At 71.2% G+C, this 22,966-nt stretch carries 23 protein-coding genes; 8 read left to right on the plus strand and 15 right to left on the minus strand.

Annotation, left to right across the window (positions count from 1 at the left end):
• Nucleotides 1–34: 34 nt before the first annotated feature.
• Nucleotides 35–2,461, minus strand: a complete 2,427-nt coding sequence (locus AC1DWJ_RS05670) for a transglycosylase domain-containing protein (RefSeq protein WP_477620226.1) — start codon at nt 2,459–2,461, stop codon at nt 35–37.
• 273 nt (nt 2,462–2,734) lie between these two features.
• On the opposite strand from AC1DWJ_RS05670, the gene AC1DWJ_RS05675 reads away from it, so the two are divergent.
• Complete coding sequence (locus AC1DWJ_RS05675; RefSeq protein ID WP_457256209.1) at nt 2,735–3,070, plus strand: WhiB family transcriptional regulator; 336 nt, start codon at nt 2,735–2,737, stop codon at nt 3,068–3,070.
• Between the two features lie 206 nt (nt 3,071–3,276).
• On the opposite strand, the gene AC1DWJ_RS05680 is transcribed toward AC1DWJ_RS05675, so the two are convergent.
• Genes AC1DWJ_RS05680 through AC1DWJ_RS05690 form a run of 3 tightly spaced genes read right to left on the minus strand, consistent with a single transcriptional unit; the run spans nt 3,277 to nt 6,326 of the window.
• The gene (locus AC1DWJ_RS05680; RefSeq protein WP_457256211.1) at nt 3,277–4,557 is read right to left on the minus strand and encodes an ArsA family ATPase; all 1,281 of its coding nucleotides are present in this window, start codon (nt 4,555–4,557) and stop codon (nt 3,277–3,279) included.
• Entirely contained in the window at nt 4,557–5,558 is a 1,002-nt protein-coding gene (gene bagA, locus AC1DWJ_RS05685; RefSeq protein ID WP_477620227.1) for an ATPase BagA, read from the minus strand. Before bagA ends, AC1DWJ_RS05680 begins: the two co-directional genes overlap by 1 nt.
• Nucleotides 5,559–5,567: 9 nt before the next feature.
• Nucleotides 5,568–6,326 carry an alpha/beta hydrolase family protein gene (locus AC1DWJ_RS05690; RefSeq protein ID WP_477620228.1) on the minus strand — a complete coding sequence of 253 codons (759 nt, stop codon included), beginning with the start codon at nt 6,324–6,326 and terminating at the stop codon, nt 5,568–5,570.
• A 68-nt stretch (nt 6,327–6,394) separates the two neighbouring features.
• Here AC1DWJ_RS05690 and AC1DWJ_RS05695 point away from each other — a divergent pair, with 68 nt between their 5' ends.
• From AC1DWJ_RS05695 to AC1DWJ_RS05710, 4 genes are all read left to right on the plus strand, one after another.
• Entirely contained in the window at nt 6,395–6,550 is a 156-nt protein-coding gene (locus AC1DWJ_RS05695) for a DUF4177 domain-containing protein (RefSeq protein ID WP_179421095.1), read from the plus strand.
• On the plus strand, nt 6,550–7,026 hold the full coding sequence (locus AC1DWJ_RS05700; protein ID WP_056921635.1) for a RidA family protein: 477 nt from the start codon (nt 6,550–6,552) through the stop codon (nt 7,024–7,026). The genes AC1DWJ_RS05695 and AC1DWJ_RS05700 overlap by 1 nt, the downstream gene beginning before the upstream one ends.
• Nucleotides 7,027–7,042: 16 nt before the next feature.
• Nucleotides 7,043–7,882, plus strand: coding sequence for an NUDIX hydrolase (locus AC1DWJ_RS05705; RefSeq protein ID WP_457256217.1), 840 nt, complete (start codon nt 7,043–7,045; stop codon nt 7,880–7,882).
• 106 nt (nt 7,883–7,988) lie between these two features.
• Nucleotides 7,989–8,828, plus strand: a complete 840-nt coding sequence (locus AC1DWJ_RS05710) for an MBL fold metallo-hydrolase (RefSeq protein ID WP_477620229.1) — start codon at nt 7,989–7,991, stop codon at nt 8,826–8,828.
• Here the strand turns inward: AC1DWJ_RS05710 and AC1DWJ_RS05715 are convergent.
• Nucleotides 8,809–9,486, minus strand: a complete 678-nt coding sequence (locus AC1DWJ_RS05715) for a Crp/Fnr family transcriptional regulator (RefSeq protein ID WP_457256220.1) — start codon at nt 9,484–9,486, stop codon at nt 8,809–8,811. The genes AC1DWJ_RS05710 and AC1DWJ_RS05715 overlap by 20 nt on opposite strands.
• 120 nt (nt 9,487–9,606) lie before the next feature.
• Here AC1DWJ_RS05715 and nth point away from each other — a divergent pair, with 120 nt between their 5' ends.
• From nth to AC1DWJ_RS05730, 3 genes are read left to right on the plus strand one after another with little or no spacing between them, the layout of a single operon-like run.
• Nucleotides 9,607–10,323 carry an endonuclease III gene (gene nth, locus AC1DWJ_RS05720; RefSeq protein ID WP_457256418.1) on the plus strand — a complete coding sequence of 239 codons (717 nt, stop codon included), beginning with the start codon at nt 9,607–9,609 and terminating at the stop codon, nt 10,321–10,323.
• Entirely contained in the window at nt 10,320–11,012 is a 693-nt protein-coding gene (locus tag AC1DWJ_RS05725) for an NUDIX hydrolase (protein WP_457256221.1), read from the plus strand. Before nth ends, AC1DWJ_RS05725 begins: the two co-directional genes overlap by 4 nt.
• On the plus strand, nt 11,012–12,223 hold the full coding sequence (locus AC1DWJ_RS05730) for a MarP family serine protease (protein WP_457256223.1): 1,212 nt from the start codon (nt 11,012–11,014) through the stop codon (nt 12,221–12,223). The genes AC1DWJ_RS05725 and AC1DWJ_RS05730 overlap by 1 nt, the downstream gene beginning before the upstream one ends.
• A 123-nt stretch (nt 12,224–12,346) precedes the next feature.
• Here the strand turns inward: AC1DWJ_RS05730 and AC1DWJ_RS05735 are convergent, their stop codons facing one another.
• From AC1DWJ_RS05735 to AC1DWJ_RS05780, 10 genes are all read right to left on the minus strand, one after another.
• Complete coding sequence (locus AC1DWJ_RS05735) at nt 12,347–13,258, minus strand: alpha/beta fold hydrolase (RefSeq protein ID WP_477620230.1); 912 nt, start codon at nt 13,256–13,258, stop codon at nt 12,347–12,349.
• Between the two features lie 94 nt (nt 13,259–13,352).
• Nucleotides 13,353–13,757 (minus strand): phage holin family protein, encoded by a 405-nt coding sequence (locus AC1DWJ_RS05740; protein ID WP_457256226.1) that lies wholly within the window; start codon nt 13,755–13,757, stop codon nt 13,353–13,355.
• A gap of 47 nt (nt 13,758–13,804) precedes the next feature.
• On the minus strand, nt 13,805–15,247 hold the full coding sequence (gene nhaA / locus AC1DWJ_RS05745) for a Na+/H+ antiporter NhaA (protein ID WP_477620231.1): 1,443 nt from the start codon (nt 15,245–15,247) through the stop codon (nt 13,805–13,807).
• Between the two features lie 80 nt (nt 15,248–15,327).
• Nucleotides 15,328–15,888 carry an NADPH-dependent FMN reductase gene (locus AC1DWJ_RS05750; protein ID WP_477620232.1) on the minus strand — a complete coding sequence of 187 codons (561 nt, stop codon included), beginning with the start codon at nt 15,886–15,888 and terminating at the stop codon, nt 15,328–15,330.
• A 70-nt stretch (nt 15,889–15,958) separates the two neighbouring features.
• Nucleotides 15,959–16,438, minus strand: coding sequence for an acyl-CoA thioesterase (locus tag AC1DWJ_RS05755; RefSeq protein ID WP_477620233.1), 480 nt, complete (start codon nt 16,436–16,438; stop codon nt 15,959–15,961).
• Nucleotides 16,435–18,888: a bifunctional salicylyl-CoA 5-hydroxylase/oxidoreductase gene (locus AC1DWJ_RS05760; protein WP_477620234.1), complete on the minus strand. Its 2,454-nt coding sequence runs from the start codon at nt 18,886–18,888 to the stop codon at nt 16,435–16,437. Before AC1DWJ_RS05760 ends, AC1DWJ_RS05755 begins: the two co-directional genes overlap by 4 nt.
• Nucleotides 18,885–20,570: an AMP-binding protein gene (locus AC1DWJ_RS05765; protein ID WP_477620235.1), complete on the minus strand. Its 1,686-nt coding sequence runs from the start codon at nt 20,568–20,570 to the stop codon at nt 18,885–18,887. Before AC1DWJ_RS05765 ends, AC1DWJ_RS05760 begins: the two co-directional genes overlap by 4 nt.
• Entirely contained in the window at nt 20,570–21,517 is a 948-nt protein-coding gene (locus AC1DWJ_RS05770; RefSeq protein WP_457256234.1) for an acyl-CoA thioesterase, read from the minus strand. Before AC1DWJ_RS05770 ends, AC1DWJ_RS05765 begins: the two co-directional genes overlap by 1 nt.
• Nucleotides 21,514–21,954, minus strand: coding sequence for a cupin domain-containing protein (locus tag AC1DWJ_RS05775; protein ID WP_457256420.1), 441 nt, complete (start codon nt 21,952–21,954; stop codon nt 21,514–21,516). Before AC1DWJ_RS05775 ends, AC1DWJ_RS05770 begins: the two co-directional genes overlap by 4 nt.
• A 109-nt stretch (nt 21,955–22,063) precedes the next feature.
• Nucleotides 22,064–22,897, minus strand: a complete 834-nt coding sequence (locus AC1DWJ_RS05780) for a fumarylacetoacetate hydrolase family protein (protein ID WP_457256236.1) — start codon at nt 22,895–22,897, stop codon at nt 22,064–22,066.
• Nucleotides 22,898–22,966: the final 69 nt, after the last annotated feature.

The raw sequence follows: 22,966 nt of genomic DNA on the forward strand, positions 1-22,966 counted from the left end.
GCCCCTCACCATCGGTGGGGGGCCCTTCGGTCTGTCACCCATGACCGGGCGGTGGCTTGGTCTTGGTCGGCTTGGGGTCAGGCGTCTTGGTCGGATCGGGCTTGGGCGGCGGGTTGAAGCCGCTCGAGGTGTAGAGGCCGATCGTCGACCCACGCAGCGCCGAGCCGCTCGGGTTGGTGTAGACCACGATGCCTTGCGGGTAGCCGCTGTTGGCCTGTCCGGCGACCTGCACGAGGAAGCCGGCCTCCTTGAGCCTGGCGGTGGCCTCTGCGACGGACATGCCGCCGACAAAGGGCACCGAGATGCGGTCGCCGTTGACGATCTTGTTGCTCGGGTCGTCGAACTGCCGCTCGGGCAGGCCGTTCGACGCGTTCTCGATCAGGTTCTTCCAGATCGGTGCGGCGATGTCACCACCGAAGACGCCCCTGTAGTAGCTGCCGCCGAGCTGGATGCCGTTCATCCCACGCTGGGAGTACGGCGTGCCGACCCACACAGCCGCGGCCCGCTGCGCGGTGTAGCCGACGAACCAGGACTCGACGTGCTTGTCGGTGGTGCCCGTCTTGCCCGCTGCCGGGCGGGAGCCGAGCTTGGCCCGGCTGCCGGTGCCGTCCTTGATGACGCCCGTGAGCAGCTCGGTCGCGCCCTTGGCGACGTCGGGGTCGATGACCTGCTTGCAGGTGGTGGCACCGATCTTGAGCGGCTTCCGGTCGGCGGTGGTGATCGACAGGATCGGGTTCGGGGGGCAGTACTTGCCGTTGTTGGCGAGGATCGCGTAGGAGCTGGCCAGCGTCATCGGGGTGACGTCACCGGTGCCGAGGACGGTGCTGGCGTAGCACGGGAGGTTGGTCCCCGAGCCGGTGTGCAGGTGCATCTTCGTCATCGTGTTGAGCACGTTCCTGGTGCCCAGCTTGAAGGTCAGCGACGCGAAGGCGGTGTTGATGGAGTCGGCAGTCGCCTTCTTCAGCGGCAGCGGCTTCCCGCCGATCGCGTAGTCGTTGTGGATCGTGTAGGGCCCGCCCGGGGCGCAGGAGCCGATCTCCTGCGGGGTGTAGACCGCGCCCTTCGTGGTGCTGGCGAACTTCGACGGCACCGTGCCGTTCACGGGGGTGCCGGTCTCCAGCGCGCGCACGATCGCGAACATCTTGGCCGTCGAGCCGAACTGGAAGCCCGCCGTGCCGTTGTACTTCTCGTCGACGTTCCAGTTCACCTCGGTGTAGCCGTAGGCGTTCTGCTGGGCCTTCGTCGTCGGGTACTTGGTGTTCTGCACCATGGCGAGCACGCGGCCGGTGCTGGGCTCGATGATCGTGCCGGCGCTGCCGACCATCCTGGAGTAGCCCGCCTTGGTCTTGTCCTTCGGGTCCTTCCCCATCGCGGTGTTGGCGAACGGCACCCGCTTGGTCAGGTCCTTGAGCGACTGCTCCTGCACCTGCGGGTCGAGCGTCGTCTGGATGGTCAGGCCGCCGCCGGTGATGTTCTTGATCCGCTCCGGGCGGGTCTTGCCGAGCACGTCGAGAGCATGGTTGTCCATGTCCTTGAGGTACTCCATGACGTAGTTGCAGAAGTACGGCTCGGACGACGCGGCGCAGTTGCTCAGCGGGTTCTTCAGCTTGAGCATCTTCTTGACCGGGATGGCCTTCGACGCCTTGAGCTGCTTGGCCGAGATGATCCCGAGGGCGTACATCCGGTCGAGGACCACGTCGCGACGGGCCTGGGCCTTCTCGGGGTAGTTGCGCGGGTCGGTCCGGCCCGGGTTCTGCACGAGGCCGGCGAGCAGGGCCGCCTGCGGGATGTTCAGCTTCGACGCGCTGACGCTGAAGTAGTGCTGCGCGGCCGCCTCGACGCCGTACGCGAGGTCGCCGTAGTAGGCGAGGTTGAGGTAGCCCTGCAGGATCTGGTCCTTGGTCATCTCCTTCTCGAGGGTGACCGCGTACTTGATCTCCTGAATCTTGCGGGCAGCGCTCTTGCGCACGGCCGCCTGCGCGGCCTCCTCGTCGTTGTTGCGCAGTGCGTTCTCCTGCAGCGTCAGCTTGACGTACTGCTGGGTCAGCGTGGACGCGCCCTGGACGTCGCCGCCCTGGGCGTTCGACGCCACCGCGCGCAGGATGCCGCGGGGGTCGACACCGCCGTGCTCGTAGAACCGGCTGTCCTCGATCGCGATCTGCGCCTTCTGCATGATCGGCGCGACCTGCTTGAGGTTGACGATGATGCGGTTCTCCTGCTGCGGAGTCGCCAGGATCCCGCCCCGCGCGTCCTTGATCGTCGACTGCTGCGACAGCTGGGTGGCCGTGAACTCACCCGGCAGGTCGTCGAACATCTTCACGCCGGAGGTCGCTGCGCTGCCGGTGGCGCCCACTGCGGGAATCAGCAGACCGGCCGTCAGCAGGCCCATGACCATCGCCGTGGCGACGAAGGCTCCGAGCAGGCTGACGACATTTCCCAGGTTGGTGGCGCGTCCTTGCATGCCGACAGGGTAACTGCCGAACCTTGAGCAGCCCGTTTCCCGCGACTACGGATGCGGAATGGGGTGTTTGCGCCCGGTTACGGCCTAGTTTTCGCACCGCCCGTTGGAGCGAGACGAGATGGCTCGGAATGACTAGTCCCTTTGGTCATGCCAGAACTACACGAATGGGCCATGTCGTCGGAGTGCCTTCAGTTCCTATCGTTTCCACACGTCGATACGGACATAAGACGCACGGTGAAGCGTCTGAAGCAGGAGTATCTGGAGGCACTGAGAATGACTATCGCACCGGAGCGGCCGAACAGCGGGCCTGCGGGGACCGTGTGGATGGATGACTGGGCCCCGTTGGGTTCCTGCTCCAAGTCAGACCCTGATGCCCTCTTCGTCCAGGGCGCGGCCCAGCAGACCGCCAAGGTCGTCTGCCAGCGGTGCCCCGTCATCGCCGAGTGCCTGGCCGACGCCCTCGACAACCGCACCGAGTTCGGCGTGTGGGGTGGGATGACCGAGCGCGAGCGTCGGGCCCTGCTCAAGCGTCGCCCCAACATCACCTCCTGGGCCGCCCTGTTCGCGCAGGCCCGCAACCAGACCCCGGCCGAGGCCGAGAGCGCCTGACCTCCTTCACCTGAGAACGCCGCGGCTCCCGCGGACCCCCCGAACGCAGTCCCTGACCCATCCCCCGCGGGTCAGGGACTGCGTCGTGGGTCTCCAGCCGGGGGACCGGGAGGCCTCACCCGAGAAGGTTGACCTTCACCCCGGAACGATTCCGGGGTGAAGGTCAACCTTCCCCCTAGACCCGATAAAGGTGGGGCGGGTGGGGTTCAGGTGGGGGTGGTGGCGGTGAGGGCGGCGGCCACCTCGCGGAGGCCGTCGAGGTCGTGGATGTCCTGGGCCGAGGCCGGCACCTCCACCACGGGTATGCCGGGGTGTCCGGCCGTGAACCGCGCCGCCAGCCGCTCCTGCCGGTCTGCCGTCTCCGCCAACGACGCATGCAGGCGCAGCAGCCCTTCGGTGGTGGCGGCCGTGGTCGACCGGGTCTCCGCGTCGGCCAGCTGGTCGGCCGCGGCCAGGGCTCGGGAGGCCGTCAGGGACGGTGCGGCCACGCGCTGGATCCGGTTCACGACGAGCCCGGCGAGCGGCATACCCTCCTCGTCGAGGCGACCGGCGAAGAACGAGGCCTCGCGCAGCGCGTCGCGCTCGGGCGCGGCGACCACGACGAACGCGGTCTCGGGGGCCTTGAGCAGCGCGTAGGTCTGGTCGGCGCGCTCGCGGAAGCCGCCGAACATGGTGTCGAGGGCGGCCACGAAGGTCTGGACGTCCTGGAGCAGCTGCCCGCCGAGCACCCTCGACAGGGTGCTGGTGACGACGTTGACCCCGACGCTGAACACCTTGAAGCCGGCCCGACCGCCGGCCTTGGCCGGTGCGGAGAGCAGCCGGATGAACCGCCCGTCGAGGAACGAGCCGAGCCGCTTGGGGGCGTCGAGGAAGTCGAGCGCGGACCGCGACGGGGGAGTGTCGACGACGATGAGGTCCCAGCGGCCGGCCCGCCCGGCCTCGGCGCGGAGCTGGCCGAGCTTCTCCATCGCCATGTACTCCTGCGTGCCCGCGAAGGAGCTCGAGACCGCTTGGTAGAACGGGTTCGCGAGGATCTGGGCGGCCTTCTCGGGGGTGGCGTGCTGCTCGACCACCTCGTCGAAGGTGCGCTTCATGTCGAGCATCATGGCGTCGAGCGAGCCCCCCGGGTCCCCGGTGCCGCCCGGGTCGCCGGTGCCGCCCGGGTCGCCGGGGCCGCCCGAGTCACCCGAGCCGCCCACCCCCGCCACCGGTCGCGGGGTGTTGTCGAGCTCGGTGAGCCCCAGCGACTGGGCCAGCCGACGGGCCGGGTCGATGGTGAGGACGACGACCCGACGCCCGTGCTCGGCCGCCCACAGCCCCATCGCGGCGGCGGTGGTCGTCTTGCCCACGCCACCAGCACCGCAACAGACGACGATCCGCGTCTCGGGGTCGGTGAGCAGCGCGGCGAGGTCGAGCCGCGCGGTGGCGGGGCGAGCATCGGACTTCGCGGAGGCCTTGGGCCTGGACGAGCGGGTGCGGGGCGGCATCAGACCATCCCCTGCTCGGTGACGGCCTGGGCCAGGACCGTGATGCCGCCGCCCTCGGTGCCCTCGGCGAGCAGTGGCAGCCGCACGGTCAGCCGACCCTCCTGCGCGAGGATGGCGTCCTGCTCGCGCTCGAGGGCGATCCGGTCGGCGTGGTGGCCGGCGTCGGCCAGCAGCCCGGCGACCATGCCGTCGGTGACCTTGACCCCGACGGTGGTGAGGTCGGCCGCGACGCCGTTGGTCAGCCTCGCGGTGCGGGAGCGCCGCACCGCCGACAGCGCCTTGTCGGTCAGCAGGGGGTCGCGCAGCTGGTTCACGACGATCGCGCCGAGGGGGAGGTCGGTGCGGCGCAGCTCGGCCAGCGCGTCGACGGTCTCCTGGACGGGCATCTCCTCGAGCAGGGTCACCACGTGCACCGCAGTGGTGTGGCTGCGCAGCATCCGCGTGATCGAGTCGGCCTGCGAGCGGATCGGGCCCACCTTGGCGACGTCGGCGACCTCGGCGTTGACGTTGAGGAACCGCACGACCCGGCCGGTGGGTGGGGCGTCGAGCACCACGGCGTCGTAGGTCGGGGCGGCCGGGCCCTTGCCGGACCGTCGTCCAGCCGCCTCGTAGATCTTGCCGATCAGCAGCACGTCGCGCACGCCGGGCGCGATCGTCGTCGCGAAGTCGACCGCGCCGAAGCGATCGAGCACGGTCATCGCCTTGCCGACCTTGTAGAACTTCTGGAGGTACTCGCGCAGGGAGTCCTTGGCATCGACCGAGATCGCCCACAGCTGGCCGCCGCTGCGGTCCTGCAGGATCCGGGTCTCGGTGTGACCCAGCGGTGGCACGTCGAACGTCTGCGAGATCCCCTGCCGGTCCTCGACCTCCGCGAGCAACACCCGCTTGCCCTGTCGGGTCAGGGCGAGGGCCAGGGCCGCGGCCACCGTCGTCTTGCCCGTGCCACCCTTGCCGGTCACGACGTGCAGGCGGACCTTCGACAGGTCGGGGGCCTCGGGCATGACCTCAGCCTAGGAGGCCAGCAGGTCGACGGCCTCGAGGACCCGGGCGAACGCCGGGTGCTCGGGGTCGATGAGCCCGTAGTGGCCGCCCTCCACGGGCGTGAGGCGCACGTTCGGCGCGTGGTGGGCCGCGGCATACCGCTCGCTCAGCTCGAACGGCACCACGTCGTCGTCGCGCGCATGCAGCAACAGCGTGGGTATGGCGGGTGGGAGCCCCGCGGGGTCGGCCGCGGCATACGCGTCCGGGACGTCGGCCGGCCGGCCGCCGAGGAACGTCGTGATCGCGTCGCCGCCCACGCCGTTCGCCACGCCGTGGCCGAGGTCGACGACCCCGGCGAGGCTCACGACGCCGCGTATGCCGTGCGCCCACGACTGCGCCGCGGCCCAGGTCACCAGCTGGCCGCCGGCGGAGTGACCGACCAGGACCCAGGGGTGGTCGAGATCGGGGTCGCGGCGGACCGCGGTGATGCCGTGCGCGACGTCGTCAGGGGTGCCCGGCCACCCACCACCGGGCATGCCGGGGCGGCGGTACTCGAGGACGGCCGTCGGGTAGCCGGCGTCGGCGAAGGCCTGCGCCTGGCGGCCGGCGTGGGCGCGGTCGTACTCCGGCCGCCAGAAACCGCCGTGGACCACGACGACCGTGAGGCCTCGCGTGACGCGCTCGGGCAGACGCACGTCGTAGACCTGGGCGGGGTCGTCGCCGTAGGTCGTCGTGCGGGTCGGCGGGCCGGCCCGCTCGTCGAGCACCTGGATCGGGTCACGGGCCATGCGGCCATCCTGCCAGTGGTGGCTAGGCTGCAGGGCATGAACCTCGAGCCCCTGACACCCTGCCTCTCATGAACAAGTGGGAGTACGCGACGGTGCCACTCATCGTCCACGCGACCAAGCAGATCCTCGACCAGTGGGGCGAGGACGGCTGGGAGCTCGTCCAGGTCCTCACCGGTCCTGACGGCAACGGTCTGGTCGCCTACCTGAAGCGGGAGAAAGCCTGATGAGCGCAGTTGAGGACCGTCTGGCCGAGCTCGGCCTGACCGTGCCCGAGGTCGCCAAGCCGGTGGCCGCCTACGTCCCGGCCATCCAGGACGGGCGCCGGATCTACACGTCGGGCCAGCTGCCCATGGTGTCCGGGGCGATCGTGCAGACCGGCAAGGTCGGCGAGGGCCACGGGCTCGTGCCGCCGGAGGACGCGAAGAAGCTCGCGGAGATCTGCGCGCTCAACGCGATCGCCGCGGTCAAGAGCATCGTCGGCGACCTCGACAAGGTGACCCAGGTGGTCAAGCTCGTCGGGTTCGTCGCGTCCGACCCGGCCTTCACCGGTCAGCCCGGCGTCATCAACGGCGCCAGCGAGCTGATGGGCAAGGCCTTCGGCGACGCCGGCATCCACGCCCGGTCGGCTGTCGGGGTCGCCGTGCTGCCGCTGGACGCCCCCGTCGAGGTCGAGATCGTCGTCGCCCTCGCCGACGAGTAGCCCCGGGGTGGTCCCGGTGGTCAGGCGCGAGTTCCCGATCGCCGACTCCCCGTCGCTGCGGGCCCGGGCGGACTCCTGGCTGAGTGCGCCCGACCCGTCGGGACCGGTGACGCCCAAGCGCGCCGCCACGGTGATGTTCGTCCGTGACGGTGGCGCGGGCGTCGAGGTCTTCATGCTGCGACGGGTCGCGACGATGGAGTTCGCGCCGCGGATGATGGTCTTCCCCGGCGGCGGGGTCGACCCGCGCGACGCCGATGCGGCGCTGCCGTGGGCCGGCCCGAGCCCGGCGGAGTGGGCCGACCGGCTCGAGGTCGACGAGCCGACCGCCCGCGTGCTGGTCGCTGCGGCCGTGCGTGAGGTGTTCGAGGAGTCCGGCGTGCTGCTCGCCGGACCGTCACCCGACGAGGTGATCTCTGACGTCAGCGGCGAGCACTGGCACGAGCAACGGCGCCGCCTCCTCGACCGCGAGGCGTCGCTGTGCGAGGTGTTGCAGGAGCACGGGCTGGTGCTGCGGTCCGACCTGCTCGGCTACCGCGCCCACTGGATCACCCCCGAGTTCGAGTCGCGTCGCTACGACACCCGGTTCTTCAGCGCCGCCGTGCCGCAGGGGCAGCGGGCCGACGACGACACCACCGAGGCCGACGTGGCCGACTGGGTGCGACCGGCCGACCTGCTGGAGGCCTGGCGCGATGGACGGGCGCTGATGCTGCCGCCCACCATCGTGGCGGTCGAGGAGGTGGCCGCGGCGACGTCGGCGGCGGCGTTCATCGCCGAGTCGCCGGTCATCGCGCCGGTGCAGCCCGAGCTGGTCGACACCGGCGACGGCCTGGTGATGCGGGCAGACCTCCCGCGATGACTGAAGCAACCTTTGCTAGCAAAGGAAACTCGCTGACGGACAGCTTGCAACCTGTCCGCGAACGAGGAACGTGTGCTAGCAAAGGTTCCTCGAGGGGTGGGTGGGGATGACTCCCGCGCAGGCGCCTGAACCCTCGGCGGCGTTCGGCGACTGGCACGGCGGACCGGTCACCGAGCGGGCCCGCTGCGTCCTGTGCCCCAACCCGAGCCCGATGACCCTCGACGGCACGAACACCTGGGTGCTGCTCGAGCCCGGCTCGACCGACGCGGTCGTCATCGACCCCGGCCCCCTCCACGAAGGCCACCTCCGCGCCGTCGTCGACGCGGTCACCGCTCGGGGCGCCCGCGTCGCGCAGACCATCCTGACCCACGGCCACGCCGACCACGCCGAGGGCGCGAGCCGGTTCGCCGAGCTGACCGGCGCCCCGACCCGGGCCGTCGGTCGCGGCCACGACGACCTGGCCGACGGCGACGTCGTGACGACCGGTGGCCTCGACCTGCGGGTGGTCGCCACCCCCGGCCACACCGCTGACTCCCTGTCGTTCGCGCTCGCCGCCGACCACGCCCTCCTCACCGGCGACACGGTCCTGGGCCGCGGCACCACGGTGGTCGCGCACCCCGACGGTGAGCTCGCGGCATACCTCGCGTCGTTGGAGCGGATCGCCCAGCTCACCGGCGACGGGGAGGTGACCGCGATCCTGCCCGGGCACGGGCCCGTCGTGCCGGACGCGTCGGCGATGGTCGCGTTCTACCGCACCCACCGCGCCGAACGGCTCGAGCAGGTGCGGCAGGCACTCGCGGACGGAGCGGCCACGTCACCCGACCCGGTGCAGGCCGTGGTCGAGAGGGTGTATGCCGACGTGCCCCGCGAGGTCTGGCCGGCGGCGGCCCAGAGCGTGGCGGCCCAGCTGGACTACCTCAGGAAGGTCAGCGGGCGCGGCGCTTGAGTCGCTCGACGTCGAGGAGCAGCACCGCGCGCGCCTCGAGTCGCAGCCAGCCACGGCTGGCGAAGTCGGCGAGCGCCTTGTTGACCGTCTCGCGGGAGGCGCCCACCAGCTGGGCGAGCTCCTCCTGGGTGAGGTCGTGGGCGACGAGGATGCCCTCCTCGACGGGCCGGCCGAACCGGGCGGACAGGTCGAGCAGCGCCTTCGCGACCCGGCCGGGGACGTCGGTGAAGACGAGGTCGGCGAGGTTCTCGTTGGTGCGCCGCAGGCGCTTGGCCAGCGCGGCGAGCAGGACCTTGGCGACGCTGGGACGGCCCTCGAGCAGGCCGTTGAGGTCGTCGTTGCCGATGCCGAGCAGCTGGGTCTCGGCCACGGCGGTCGCCGTCATGGTGCGCGGGCCGGGGTCGAAGAGGCTCAGCTCGCCGAACATCTCACCGGGGCCGAGGATGGCGACGAGGTTCTCGCGGCCGTCGGCGCTGCGGCGCCCGAGCTTCACCTTGCCCTCGCGGATGACGTAGAGCCGGTCGCCCTGGTCACCCTCCGTGAACAGCACGTCGCCGCGCTCGAGGCGGGTCTGCGTCATCGAGGCCATCAGCGTCGTCGACGCCTCGTCGTCCAGCGCTGCGAACAGCGGGGCCTTCTTCACCACGTCGTGATCCACGGGCGACAGTGTGCCACGTCGGATGTCTGCCCCGCCCCGTAGTCTGTGCTGGTGTCTGGAGCTCCCGCGCGCGCTGCCGGCGACGAGTCCCCCGTCGCCCTGACCCGACGTGCCCGGCGGATGTACCGGATGCTCCACGAGCACTACCCCTACGCCCACTGCGAGCTCGACTTCGACACCCCGTTGCAGCTCCTGGTGGCGACCGTGCTGTCCGCCCAGACCACCGACGTGATGGTCAACAAGGTGACGCCGCAGCTGTTCGCGCGCTACCCCGACGCCGCGGCCCTCGCCGGAGCCGACCGCGAGGAGCTGGAGACGCTGCTGAAGCCGACCGGCTTCTTCCGGGCCAAGACCAACTCGGTCATGAAGCTCGGCGCCGACCTGGTCGAGCGTTTCCACGGTGAGGTGCCGCCGCGGATGAAGGACCTCGTGACCCTCCCCGGCGTCGGCCGCAAGACCGCGAACGTCGTGCTCGGCAACGCCTTCGACATCCCCGGCATCACCGTCGACACCCACTTCGGCCGGCTGGTCCGCCGGTTCGGCTGGACCGCCGAGGACGACCCGGTCAAGGTCGAGCACGCCGTCGGGGCGCTGATCCCGCGCAAGGAGTGGACGATGCTGTCGCACGTCCTGATCTTCCACGGCCGTCGCACCTGCCACGCCAAGAAGCCCGCCTGCGGCGCGTGCCCCGTCGCCCGGTTGTGCCCCTCCTACGGCGTGGGCGAGACCGACCCGGTCAAGGCCGAGAAGCTGCTCAAGTTCGAGCTCGCCCCCGGGGCGACCAACCCGTATGCCGCGGCGTCGGGGACCGACGTGACCGGGACCGCCGCGCCGTGACCGTCGCTCGTCCCGCCTGGGTCGACCGCGCCCGCGACGCGATCGCCGCGGCCGACCGGGGCTACTTCGAGACGTTCGCCCCACCCCCGGAGGGCGGTCGGCGCTCCAGCGTGATGATCCTGTTCGGCCCGTCCGAGGGTGGGGGCGAGGACGTGGTGCTCACCGAGCGCGCCCACACCCTGCGCACCCAGCCGGGCGACATCTCCTTCCCCGGCGGCAAGCGCGAGCCGTCCGACGCCTCCGACGCTGCCGCTGCCCTGCGCGAGACGCAGGAGGAGGTCGGGATCGACCCCGACACCATCGACGTCGTGGCCGAGCTGCCCGACATCTACCTGAGCCCGCGCCAGTTCGTCGTCACGCCGGTGCTCGGGTGGTGGCGCGAGCCGAGCCCGCTCGACACGGTCGATCCGACCGAGGTGCATCGGGCCGTCCGGGCACCGCTGGCCGACCTGCTCGACCCGGCCGCCCGGTTCACGGTGTCCCACCCGAGCGGCTACCGCGGGCCGGGGTTCGAGTTCGACGGGCTGTTCGTGTGGGGGTTCACGGCGGGACTGCTGTCCGCTGTGCTCGATTTCGGTGGTTTGACCGTTCCGTGGGACCGTAGCCTCGAGCGTCCGCTTCCTGCCCGCTACCGGCCAGGGGGTTCGCAGGACGCGCTGACCCGGACCGCGACGGAAGGCCGAGCCTGATGTTCCTCGGACTGACCGTCCTCGACTACCTGCTGATCCTGCTGTTCATCAGCTACGCCTTCACCGGGTTCCGGCAGGGTCTGGTGGTCAGCGTGTTGTCGCTCGCCGGGTTCCTCACCGGGGGTGCGCTCGCGATGTGGCTGATCCCGTTGGGGATCGAGCACTGGACCGAGCTGGAGTCCTCTCCCCTGCTGCGTTCGGTCGTGCTGATCGCCGGGGTCTTCATCCTGGCGTCCAGCGGGCAGGCGATCGCCGTGGCGATCGGTGGGTCGTTGCGGTCCAAGCTGAAGATCAAGCCGGCCCAGTGGTTCGACGCCAGCCTGGGGGCCGTCGCCGTCGTCCTGTCGGCGGCCGTGCTCGTCTGGTTCATGGCCGGCGCCCTGCGTGGCGGCGCGCCGGCCCCGATCGCCAAGGCCATCGGTGAGTCGCGCGTGCTGCGCGCCATCGACAGGGTGGTGCCCCCGGGCACGTCGCGGCTCTTCGCGTCGTTCCGCGAGGTGCTCGACCGCGAGGGCTTCCCGCGCGTGTTCGACGGTCTCGAGAGCGAGCGGATCGCGCCGGTCGCTCCTCCGGACCCCTCCGTCGCCCAGACCGCCGGGGTGCGGCAGGCCGCGGCCTCGGTCATCAAGATCACCGGGGTCGCCGATGCCTGCAACCGTGGACAGGAAGGCAGTGGCTGGGTCGTCGCCCGCGAGCGCGTGGTGACCAACGCCCACGTCGTCGCCGGCATGGACACCGCCACCCTGCGCATCCACGGCACCGGACGGTCCTACGTCGGCCGCGTGGTCATCTTCGACGCCAAGCGCGACCTGGCTGTCCTCGCGGTGCCCGGTCTGCCTGCCGACCCGCTGAGCCAGGGGCCCGACCTGGCCCGGGGCGACAGCGGGGTCGTCGCGGGCTTCCCGCTCGACGGTCCCTACCGGCTCGACGCCGCCCGGGTCCGTGAGGTCGTCAACGCCCGGGGCTCGGACATCTACGGGCAGCCCGGCACCAGTCGCGAGGTCTACTCGCTCTACGCGCAGGTGCGTCCCGGCAACTCCGGTGGCCCGCTGCTGTCGACCGACGGCCGCGTGGTCGGGGTCGTCTTCGCCAAGTCGCTCGACGACCCCAGCACCGGGTACGCGCTCACGATGGACGAGGCCAAGCCCGTCCTCGACGCCGCGTCCAGCGCCTCGACCCCGGTCGACACCGGCGCCTGCGTCGCCGGCTGACCCACGCGGCATACCCCTCTCCCGTCCGACTTCTGGCCAGCGGTGTGGCACGCGGGGGCGGAAACCTGCTGCTGATGAGGTATCAGTGGCCAGAGGTCGCGGGAGGGGAGGGCCGGCGGAAGGTCAGCGGAGGCTGGCGAGCCAGTCGAGCAGGTGCTGGTTGACCACGTCGGGCGCCTCCTCGGGCAGGAAGTGGCCCGCGTTCGGCACGAGGTGTCGGTCGAAGCGGCCGGTCACGTAGGCCGCCGAGCCTCCGGCCGTGTCGGCCAGGACCGCCCCGTCGTGCTCACCGTGCAGCTGCAGCACCGGCAGGCTGATCGGCGTCTTCATCCGGGCGGCGAACTTCCAGCCGTCGGGCCGCACCTGGCTGCGCACCACCCAGCGGTAGTACTCCGCCGCCGAGTGCGCCACGAACGGCAGCGCCATGGCGTCGGAGTAGATCCGGGCCTCCTCGGGCGAGGGCCAGATCCCCTCGGGTGAGGCCCACTCCCGCAGCAGCCGCTGGACGTACCCGCCGTGCACGGTCATCTGCCGCTCCGGGACGAACGGTCGCTGCAGCCCGCCGAGGTAGGCGTTGGCCTTGAGCTGACGCGGGTTCGCGAACGACGCCTTCCGGAACACCAGCGGGTGGGGCATCGACAGCGAGGCGATGGCCCGGGTCACGGTGGGCTGCAGCGTCGGCATGCTCCACGCGATCCAGCCACCCCAGCCGTGGCCGACGACCGCCGCGCGCGATCCCCCGAGCGAACGCAGCACGGACGCGACGTCGGTCGCCGAGGTGCGGGTGTCGTACCCGCGCGGCGGCTTGTCGGACGCGCCGTACCCGCGCAGGTCCATCGCGCACGCGCGGTAGCCCGCCTCAGCCAGGGCTGCCATCTGGTGCCGCCAGGCCCACCAGAACTGCGGGAAACCGTGCAGGAGCAAGACGATCGGGCCCTCACCCTGCTCGGCGACGTGGAAGCGCGCGCCGTTGGCGGCGACGAAGCGGTGCTCCCACGGGCCCTCGATGAGGGCCATCGAGGCGTCGAGACTCATGGCTGGGTATGCCGTTCGGCTGGGTGTCGGTGGATGGGTCCCGGGTCGCGCTGGCCGGGTGAGGGCACGGGTCCTGGTGAGGGCCCGGTCCGGGTCAGGACGCTGACTTGACGGCGGTGACGGTGTCCTGCGCGTTCTTGATGGTGCGCTCCGGCTTGCCCTTGATCTTCTTCATGCTGTTCCGTCCGACGAGAGCAAGGATCGCGGCGACGAGGAACAGCAGCCCGGTGGTGATCAGGTAGCCCGCCCACTCGGGGAGCCAGATGTCGATCACGGCGACGATGGTGTGGAACAGGAAGATCAGCCCGAGCAAGGCGACGAAGGCGGCCGCCGCGAACATCCCGGCTCCTGCCCCGGCCCGCTTGGCGTCGGCGGCGATCTCGGCCTTGGCCAGGGCGATCTCGCTACGGACGATGGTCGAGACGTCGTGGGTGGCATCGGCCACGAGCTGTCCGATGGTCCGTTCGGTGCCGTCGCTGTTCAGCTGGTTGGGAGCCATGCGCCTCACCTTCGCTTCCTCGTGTCCGGTCTGCCGGCTTCCCAACCCTAACGGCGTCGTTGGTCGTCCACACCCGTGACCTCGTCGGATGCTGCGTCGGGGGCCGCGGAGAGCGCTGCACCAGGCAGGGCAGCCGGTGCCGCACCCGGTGCCGCGACGGACGTCTCGAAGCAATCGGGGATGCCGTTGCCGTCGTCGTCGCGCGACTCCAGCTCCCAGAGCCTCCGATAGACCCGGTTGCGGGCGCGCAGCACCACGGTGGCCAGGACCGCGGAGGCAAGCGAGCCGACCAGGACGGCCAGCTTGACGTGCTCGTCGCGCGGGCTGCCGGCGCCGAAGGCGAGCTCCCCCACGAGGAGCGAGACCGTGAACCCGATGCCGGCCAGCAACGACAGGCCCACGACGTCCCACCACGCGAGGTCCTCGTCGAGCTCGGCCCGGGTGAACCGCGCGAAGACCCAGGTGCCGCCGAACACCCCGACCAGCTTGCCGAGCACCAGGGCCAGGACCACCGCGAGCGCGGCCTCGTCGGCCACGCTGTCGCCGAACCCGCCGCCCACCACTCGCACCCCCGCCGCGAAGAACGCGAACACCGGCACCGCCACCCCGGCTGACAGCGGTCGCAGCCGGTGCTCGAACCGTTGCGCCACATCGACGTCGGCGGCCAGTGGGCTCACGGCGGGCACCCGTGACACCCGGGACGCCCGTGGCCGCGGCTTCACCGGCACGACCAGCCCCAACAGCACGCCGGCCACCGTGGCGTGGATGCCCGACGCGTGCACCAGCCCCCACGTGACGGCGGCGAGGGGCAGCAGCAGCCACCAGTGCGCCACCCGCCGCTGCACCAGCGCCGCGAACAGCGCGAGCGGCACCAGCGCGAGCACGAACAGGGGGAGGTCGAGGCTCTGCGTGTAGAAGACCGCGATGATCGTGATCGCGACCAGGTCGTCGACGACCGCCAGCGTCAACAGGAAGCTGCGCAGCGCCGACGGCAGGTGGGTGCCGATCACCGCCAGCACGGCCAGCGCGAAGGCGATGTCGGTCGCCGTCGGGATCGCCCACCCGCGCAACGCATCACCCTCCGCGCCCAGGAAGGTGACCGTCACGGCATACCCGAGGGCAGGGAGGGCGACGCCGCACAGGGCGGCGGCCACGGGAAGAGCGGCCTTGGCCGGGGTGCGCAGCTCGCCGACCAGGAACTCGCGCTTGAGCTCGAGACCGGCAACGAAGAAGAAGAGGGCCAGCAGGCCGTCGGCCGCCCACTGCCCGAGGGTCAGGTCGAGGTGCAGCGCAAGGGGGCCGAGCGTGGTGTCGCGCAAGCCCGCGTATGCCGCGTGCCACGGTGAGTTCGCCCAGGCCAGGGCGGCGACGGCCGCCACGAGCAGCAAGGCGCCCCCGACCGTCTCGGTGCGCAGTGCCCCGGCGACGGGCTGCGCCTCCTGCCACGTGGTGCGGGCGAAGAGGCGGGGCCGCAAGGGGTTGAGGCTCATGGGTTCCTCGGGGGTCGGCAGCGGGCACAGACGTCCGCGGACGCCGCCGACCAGACTTCCCGGCTCACCTGCGGTCCATCCTAGTCGTGGGCGACAGTGGGGGCTGTGGTGCGCGCCTTGGCGCGGAGCTCCTCCAACATCGCGGCGAGGGCCTGGTCGTCGGCCTGGCTCGCACTCACCACGCCGTCGAGGGTGAGGGTCTTGTTGAAGGCCAGCCCGGGACCGTCGACCACCGTCATCTTGACCCGCTCGAGGGTCTGGCGCAGCGCCGACTTGGCGTAGCTCGCGCCGTGCCAGCCGTAGCCGACGCACCCGACGGGCAGTCCCTCCCACTCGGCGTAGAGGTAGTCGATGGCGTTCTTGAGGGCCGCGTTGTAGCCGCGGTTGTACTCGGGCATGACCAGCACCAGCGCGTCGGTCGCCAGCATCGCCGCGGACCACTGGCGGGTGTGCTCGTGGGCGTAGTGGCCGTCCGCGGGCTGGCCGGGCTCGTCGAGGAAGGGCAGTCCGCGCTCGCGCAGGTCGTGGACCCTGACCTCGAGGTCGGCAGGCACCGCGTCGAGCACCCACTGCGCCACCCGGTGGCCGATCCGGTGCGGACGGGTGCTGGCGATGATGACGGACACGCGTGGGGCAGCCATGGCGGAAGCCTAGGCCGGGACCGGGATGCCGTCGGGGTGCGCCCGGTCAGCGGTCTCGGCTAGCGCTGTGTCAGCCGGCGGTGAGGCGCTCGACCCACTCGGCGGGCCACGGCGCGCTGGTGGCCCGACCCGGACCGCTGCGGTCGAGGTGCACGGTGACGTAGCGACCGCGCGCGGCCCGGACCCGCGGGGCCTGCTCGAACTCCTCGCCCCAGACCTCGAACCCGAAGGTCATCGACGAGGTGCCGAGCTCGACCACGGAGACCGTCGTCGTCACCTCCTGGCCGAAGTAGAGCGGCGCCTCGAAGTCGGCCTCGTAGCGGACGCGCGGGGCGACGGGGAAGTAGCCGTCCATGCCGTGTGCCCGGGCGAGCGCGGCCTCGGCGGCCTCGACCAGCCGGATCACGGTGCTGTTGTGGTAGATCCCGGCGGCGTCGGTGTCCACCCACTCGATCCGCGACCGCAGCGTCTGGGTCGCGAGGAGGGTGGGTGCGCCCCGGTCGTTCCCGTCGTTCCCGTCGGTCCCGTCGGCCCCGCGTGACGGGGTCACGCGGACACGGGGGCGGGGGTCGGCGCCGCGGCCTCGGCCGCGCCGGGACGCCAGCGCAGGTGCACCTCGTCCTCGGTGCCCTCGCGCAGCAGTGCCAGCCGCGGCGGGATCTTGTCGGTGCGCGACGTGGGGGGTCGGCGCCGGCCGGCCTTCCAGGGGTCCGGCCATTGCGCCGCCGGTCCGGAGTAGTCCTGCTCGGCGGCGGCGTGCAGGGTCCACATCGGGTCGTAGAGGTGGGTCCGGCCGAGGGCGCACAGGTCGGCGCGCCCTGCGAGCAGGATCGAGTTGACGTCGTCGTGCGAGGAGATCGCGCCGACCGCGATGACCGCCACCCCGGCGGGGCGGGCGACCTCGTGACGGATCCGGTCGGCGAACGGGGTCTGGTAGGACCGCCCGAAGGCCGGCTTCTCCTCCTTGGTGACCTGTCCGGTCGAGACGTCGATGGCCGCGGCGCCATGGGCGATGAAGGCCCGCGCGATCTCGACACCGTCGTGCTCGGTGTTGCCGTCCGGCATCCAGTCGGTCGCCGAGATGCGCACGGTGACGGGCACGTGGTCGGGGACCGTGTCAGTCACGGCGTCGAACACCTCGAGGGGGAAGCGGAGCCGGTTCTCCAGGGAGCCGCCGTACTCATCAGTGCGGACGTTGGAGATCGGCGACAGGAAGGAGGACAGCAGGTAGCCGTGCGCGGCGTGCACCTCGACGAGGTCGAACCCCGCCTCGACGCCACGTAGGGCCGCGGCACGGAAGTCGGCGACGACCTGGTCCATGTCGGCGCGGGTCATCACCCGGGGCAGGTGGCAGTCCTCGCCGTAGGGGAGGGCCGACGGTCCGACGACCTCCCAGTTGCCTTCGGGCAGCGGCTCGTCCATGCCCTCCCACATCAGCTTGGTCGAGCCCTTCCTGCCGGAGTGCCCCAGCTGGAGCCCGATCCTCGCGGTGCTGCGCTCGTGCACGAACGTCACGACCCGCGCCCAGGCGTCGCGCTGCTCGTCGGTCCACAGCCCCGGGCACCCGAGGGTGATCCGGCCCTCGGGTGACACGCAGGTCATCTCCGACATCACCAGGCCGGCCCCGCCGAGGGCCTTGGACCCCAGGTGCACGAGGTGGAACTCACCCGGCAGCCCGTCGACGGCGGAGTACATGTCCATCGGGGAGAGGACGACGCGGTTCTTCAGCTCCAGGGAACCGATCCGCACCGGCTGGAACATCGCCGGGGCCAGCTCGTCGGGCTCGACGGCTGCGGCGCTCGCGCTCGCGCCTTCCGCGCCGGTCGCACCGGCCGCACCGGCACCGCGCGCGAACGCGCCCTGGATGCGGGCGGCGAACTCGGTGTCGCGATCCTTGAGGTTCTCGAAGGTGATCCGGCGTGAGCGGGTGAGCAGGTTGAAGACGAACTCGTCGGGGTCCTGGTCGGCGTACATGCCGATGTTCTCGAACCACTCGAGGCTGGCCTGGGCCGCGCGCTGGGTCGACTCGACGACCGGCTTGCGCTCTTCCTGATATGCAGCAAGGGCTTTCGGCACGGACTGGTGCTCGTGCAGGCAGGCGGCCAGGGCCAGCGCGTCCTCCATCGCCAGCTTGGTGCCCGACCCGATGGAGAAGTGCGCGGTGTGGGCGGCGTCGCCGATGAGGACGACGTTGTCGTGGTGCCAGCTGGCATTGCGCACCGTCGTGAAGCTCAGCCACTTGGAGTTGTTGGTGAGGATCCGGTGTCCACCGAGGTCGTCCGCGAAGATCTCCGCGACCCGCTCGACGGCATACTCGTCCGACACCCCGGGAGGGAACACCTCGTCCTCGGTGCGGTCGAAACCGGCCCGCCGCCAGACGTCCTCGTGCATCTCCACGATGAAGGTGGATCCCTTGTCGGAGTAGGGGTAGCCGTGGATCTGCATGGTCCCGAACTCCGTGTTGCGCACGATGAACTGAAAGGCCTCGAAGACCAGGTCGGTGCCGAACCAGATGTACTTGTTGTGGCGCGGGTCGAGGCTCGGCCCGAACGCGTCGGCGTACTGCCCCCGCACCTGGGAGTTGAGGCCGTCGGCGGCGACCACGAGGTCGTGCGACGCGCGCAGCTCGTCAGCGCCGGGCGCCACCGTCCGGTAGTGGACCTGCACCCCGAGCTCGGCGACCCGAGCCTGCAGGATGCGCAGCAGCTCCTTGCGACTCATCGCCGCGAAGCCCTGGCCACCGATCGTCGACGACCGGCCGTCGATCGCCACGTCGATGTCGGTCCAGCGGGCGAACTGGCTCTCCATCGCCCGGTAGATGGTGGTGTCGGCGCTCTCGATACCGCCGAGGGTCTCGTCGGAGAAGACCACCCCGAAGCCGAACGTGTCGTCCGGGGCGTTGCGCTCCCAGACGGTCACCTCGTGGCTCGCGTCGAGCTGCTTCATCAGGGCGGCGAGGTAGAGGCCGCCGGGGCCTCCGCCCACGATCGCGATCCTCATGGGGTCGACTCCTCTGCGGGGTGGGGCTGGGTCAGGTCGCGGAGCTTGAAGTGCTGGAGCTTGCCGCTGGTGTTGCGTGGCAGCTGGTCGACGAAGCGGACCCGCCGGGGGTACTTGTAGGGCGCCAGCGTCGCCTTCACGTGGTCCTGGATCTCGCGGGCCTTGGCGTCGTCGCCGACCACGCCCTCCCGCAGCACGACGAACGCGCTGACGATGGAACCGCGCTCGGGATCGGGCTCACCCACGACGCCGGCCTCGACCACGTCGGGGTGGCCGTCGATGGCGGCCTCCACCTCCGGGGCCCCGATGTTGTAGCCGGACGACACGATCATGCTGTCGGTGCGGGCCCGGTAGAAGAAGTAGCCGTCCTCGTCCTGCACGAAGGTGTCGCCGGTGACGTTCCAGCCGTCGACGACGTAGGCGTGCTGCCGGTCGTCGTCGAGGTAGCGGCACCCGACCGGCCCGATCACCGCGAGCCGGCCTTCCGTGCCGGGGGCCACCGGCTGGTCGTCGGGGCCGAGGATCGCGGCGCGGTAGCCGGGGACAGGTTTGCCGGTGCTCCCCGGCCGGATGTCCTCGCCCGCGGCCGAGATGAAGATGTGCAGCATCTCGGTGGCGCCGATGCCGTCGACGATGGCCAGCCCGAGCTCGGAGCGGATGGTCTCCCACACCTCCTGCGGGATGTGCTCGCCGGCGCTGACGGCGATACGGAGTCCCTTGAGCCTGGGGAGGTGGCCGGCCTTGATGATCTGCTTGTAGGCCGTCGGGGCCGTCGCGAGGACCGTCACCCCGTGCTCCTCCACGACCTCGGCGAGCTGGGCCGGCGTGGCCTGCTCGGTCACCAGCGCGCAGGCGCCGGCGCGGAGGGTGAAGACCACGAGCATGCCCAGCCCGAACGTGAAGGCGAACGGAGCGGTGCAGGCCACGACGTCGTCCTCGGTGAGCCGCAGCGTGTGGCGGCCGAAGGTGTTGTCGATCGACAGGATGTCGCGGTGGAAGTGCGTCGTGATCTTGGGGACGCCGGTGCTGCCCGAAGTTGGACCGAACAGGGCGACGTCGTCGGCGGCGGTGTCGACGGCGGCGTAGTTGAGTGTGGCAGCGTCGCCGGACTTCGTGGCGCAGCGAGCGGCCAGCAGGTCGTTCGGCCCTCCGTCGCCGTACGGCACGACGACGAGGTCGGGCGCCACGGTGTCGCGGACCTCGATGGCGTCGACGACCGAGCGGAGGTCGACGAGGGCGATCGACGGTTTCGTCTTCACGACGATGGGGCCGAGCTCGCGGGCGCGCAGGGCCGACATGGTGGTGACGACGACACCGCCGGCCTTCAGGATGCCGAGCCAGGCGGCCACGGTCCACGGGTTGTTGGGCGAGCGGAGCAGCACGCGGTTGCCCGGGACGAGGCCGAGGTCCTCGGTCAGGACGGCGGCAATCTGGTTGACCCGGAGCAGCAGGTCGCCGTAGGTCCAGACCGTGCCGTCCGGGGTGCGCAGGGCGGGCCGGTCGGCACCGTGCCGCGCGATGGTCGCATCGAGCAGCTCGACCGCCGCGTTGAGCCGCGGTGGGTACTGCAGCTCGGGGGTCGTGAACTCCAGCGTCGGCCAGTCCCCTGCCGGTGGCAGGTGGTCACGCGCGAACGTGTCGGTGTAGCCGCTCGGGGAGAGCGCGGCGGGCGAGCTCGACATCACTGACCTCCGGTGGTGGCGCGGATCATGCCTTCCTGGACGACGGTCGCGAGGTGCTCGCCGTCGGGGGTGAAGAAGCGGCCGAGGCCGACACCGCGACCGGAGTCGGCGGCCACGGCCTCCTGTGCGTAGAGCAACCAGCCGTCGAGGGCCCCGGGTGCCGGCTCGCGGTGGAACCACATGGCGTGGTCGAGGCTCGCGGTGACGAGCCCGGGCTGGGCCCAGGGCAGGTCGAGGACGCGCAGCACCGGCTCGAGGATCGTGTAGTCGCAGACGTACGCCAGGACGGCGAGGTCGCGCTGGGCGTCGGTGAGCCCCTCGACCGGCCGTAGCGCGTCAAATGGCTTGACCCACAAGGCCTGCTGAGGCGTGCGGCCGCCGTCGACCTCGAGGTAGACCGGGCCGGGCAGGTGCCGCATGTCGAAGCTGCGCCCGCCGGACCAGTACTCCTTCGACTCCGCTGTCATCGTCGAGTTGCCGCCCGGCTCCCGGTCGAGCAGGTATGCCGCGGAGCTGGGCAGCGCGTCCGGTGCGGCGACGTCGGCAGGCGCCGACGCGGCATACCGTCCCCCGGGCTCGCCGGCGGCGAAGCTGGCGAGACAGGTGTACGCGGCCTTGCCGTTCTGGAAGGCGCGAACCTGGCGGGTGGCGTAGCTGCGGCCGTCGCGCAGCACCTCGACCTCGTAGGTGACCGGCGCGCCGATGTCGACGGGGCGCATGAAGTAGCTGTGCATCGAGTGCATGGTCTTGCCGTCGGTGACCGTGAGCATCGCTGCCGCGGCGGCCTGCGCGACCATGTCGCCGCCATAGGCCTTGGGCCACGGACAGGGTTGCGTCGTCGCGGTGAACGCGACGTCGAAGTGCTGCGCCGCAACGGTGTTGAGCTCCAGCGCTCTGGTGACGATCTCCGAGGTCGGCGCCTGCGTCTCGCCCGGGGTGCTCGTCACGGGCGGTCCGCCCAGTGGCGCAGCTCGTCGTCAGAGACTTGGGGGAGGTTGACGACGATGTTCTCCGGCGTGCGGGTCGTCATCCAGGTGAGCGGGTTGTTGCGGTCGAGGTTGCACTCGACGTGCGGCATGAACGGCGGCACGAAGACCCAGTCGCCCTCGGTCAGGTCGAGGTAGTCCTCGAACCGCTCGCCGAAGTAGATGCGGGCCCGACCCGAGAGGACGTAGCCGCCGGTCTCAGCCTCGCCGTGGTGGTGCGGTGCCGAACGGTAGCCGGCCTCGTTGCTGACCTTGCCGAACCACAACCGCGTCGCCGGGGTGTGCTGGATGCTCACGCCCGAGATCCGGCTGGCGCCCTCCGACTGGCCGGTGTCGCCGACCTCGAGCCCACCCCGGGTGACGACCGGGACGACGAGGCCGCTGGCGTCGGCGTACATCGAGTTGTCACCCTCGAGCTGGTACTTGCTGAAGTCAGGTTCCACGGGTGGCTCTCCTTCGTCGGTCGCGGGCAGGTGCGGTCGGGCAGGTGCGGTCGGGCAGGTGCGGTCAGGTGGCGGTCAGGCGGGGTTTGGTCAGGCGGATCGTGTTGCGTAGCAGGCCGATCCCCTCGATCTCGGTCTCGAGGACGTCGCCGTCGGCGAGAAACCGCTTCGGGTCGCGGGCGACGCCCACACCACCGGGCGTGCCCGTGAGGACCAGGTCGCCGGGGCGCAGGACCGTGAAGGTCGAGATGTAGGCCAGGAGGTCGGCGGAGTCGAAGACCAGGGTGGCGGTGCTGTCGCGCTGCACCTGCTCGCCGTTGACGCGGCAGGTGATGGTCAGGCCCTGCGTGGGGTCGACCGCGTCGGGGGTGACGACCACGGGGCCGGTCGGGGTCGAGTCGTCCCAGGCCTTGCCCTGGAACCACTGCAACGTGCGGTACTGCCAGTCGCGCACGGACACGTCGTTGGCCACGGTGTAGCCGGCGATGGCGGCTGCGGCCGTCGTGCGGTCGGCGTCACGGATCGTCGCCCCGACCACGACGGCCAGCTCGGCCTCCCAGTCGACGTCGGTGCCGGCGGGGAGGCAGACGTCGTCGACCGGCCCGACGAGGCTGTCGGCGTACTTGACGAACAGCGTGGGGTGGCTCGGCAGGTCGCGTCCGGTCTCGAGGATGTGCTCGCGGTAGTTGAGCCCGCAGCAGATCACCTTGGCGGGCTGGGGGAGCGGGGCCACCGGCTCGGCACCGGACAGCAGCTTGCCCAGCGGGGTGTCCGGGCCGAGGGTGCCTCCCGCGGCGAGGTGGGCGGACAGGTCGGTGGCCGGGAGGGCCCGCCAGCCGTCGGCGGTGCGGGCCGCGGCGTGCGTGGTCCCCTCGTGGGCGACGGTGCCGAACTGCATATAGCGAGATTTTCACGATCGTCGCCAAACGTCAATAGATGGGCTAGGCTCGAAGCACGCCCAGCCCGA

The organism is Pedococcus sp. P2_D7 (genome assembly GCF_056404295.1).

Excerpts from the sequence above, each read along its gene's own strand:
- AC1DWJ_RS05670 (WP_477620226.1), bottom strand. The coding sequence starts at position 2,461 with ATGCAAGGACGCGCCACCAACCTGGGAAATGTCGTCAGCCTGCTCGGA.
- AC1DWJ_RS05675 (WP_457256209.1), top strand. The coding sequence starts at position 2,735 with ATGACTATCGCACCGGAGCGGCCGAACAGCGGGCCTGCGGGGACCGTG.
- AC1DWJ_RS05680 (WP_457256211.1), bottom strand. The coding sequence starts at position 4,557 with ATGCCGCCCCGCACCCGCTCGTCCAGGCCCAAGGCCTCCGCGAAGTCC.
- bagA (WP_477620227.1), bottom strand. The coding sequence starts at position 5,558 with ATGCCCGAGGCCCCCGACCTGTCGAAGGTCCGCCTGCACGTCGTGACC.
- AC1DWJ_RS05690 (WP_477620228.1), bottom strand. The coding sequence starts at position 6,326 with ATGGCCCGTGACCCGATCCAGGTGCTCGACGAGCGGGCCGGCCCGCCG.
- AC1DWJ_RS05695 (WP_179421095.1), top strand. The coding sequence starts at position 6,395 with ATGAACAAGTGGGAGTACGCGACGGTGCCACTCATCGTCCACGCGACC.
- AC1DWJ_RS05700 (WP_056921635.1), top strand. The coding sequence starts at position 6,550 with ATGAGCGCAGTTGAGGACCGTCTGGCCGAGCTCGGCCTGACCGTGCCC.
- AC1DWJ_RS05710 (WP_477620229.1), top strand. The coding sequence starts at position 7,989 with ATGACTCCCGCGCAGGCGCCTGAACCCTCGGCGGCGTTCGGCGACTGG.
- nth (WP_457256418.1), top strand. The coding sequence starts at position 9,607 with ATGTACCGGATGCTCCACGAGCACTACCCCTACGCCCACTGCGAGCTC.
- AC1DWJ_RS05730 (WP_457256223.1), top strand. The coding sequence starts at position 11,012 with ATGTTCCTCGGACTGACCGTCCTCGACTACCTGCTGATCCTGCTGTTC.
- AC1DWJ_RS05735 (WP_477620230.1), bottom strand. The coding sequence starts at position 13,258 with ATGAGTCTCGACGCCTCGATGGCCCTCATCGAGGGCCCGTGGGAGCAC.
- AC1DWJ_RS05740 (WP_457256226.1), bottom strand. The coding sequence starts at position 13,757 with ATGGCTCCCAACCAGCTGAACAGCGACGGCACCGAACGGACCATCGGA.
- nhaA (WP_477620231.1), bottom strand. The coding sequence starts at position 15,247 with ATGAGCCTCAACCCCTTGCGGCCCCGCCTCTTCGCCCGCACCACGTGG.
- AC1DWJ_RS05750 (WP_477620232.1), bottom strand. The coding sequence starts at position 15,888 with ATGGCTGCCCCACGCGTGTCCGTCATCATCGCCAGCACCCGTCCGCAC.
- AC1DWJ_RS05760 (WP_477620234.1), bottom strand. The coding sequence starts at position 18,888 with ATGAGGATCGCGATCGTGGGCGGAGGCCCCGGCGGCCTCTACCTCGCC.
- AC1DWJ_RS05765 (WP_477620235.1), bottom strand. The coding sequence starts at position 20,570 with ATGTCGAGCTCGCCCGCCGCGCTCTCCCCGAGCGGCTACACCGACACG.
- AC1DWJ_RS05775 (WP_457256420.1), bottom strand. The coding sequence starts at position 21,954 with ATGTACGCCGACGCCAGCGGCCTCGTCGTCCCGGTCGTCACCCGGGGT.
- AC1DWJ_RS05780 (WP_457256236.1), bottom strand. The coding sequence starts at position 22,897 with ATGCAGTTCGGCACCGTCGCCCACGAGGGGACCACGCACGCCGCGGCC.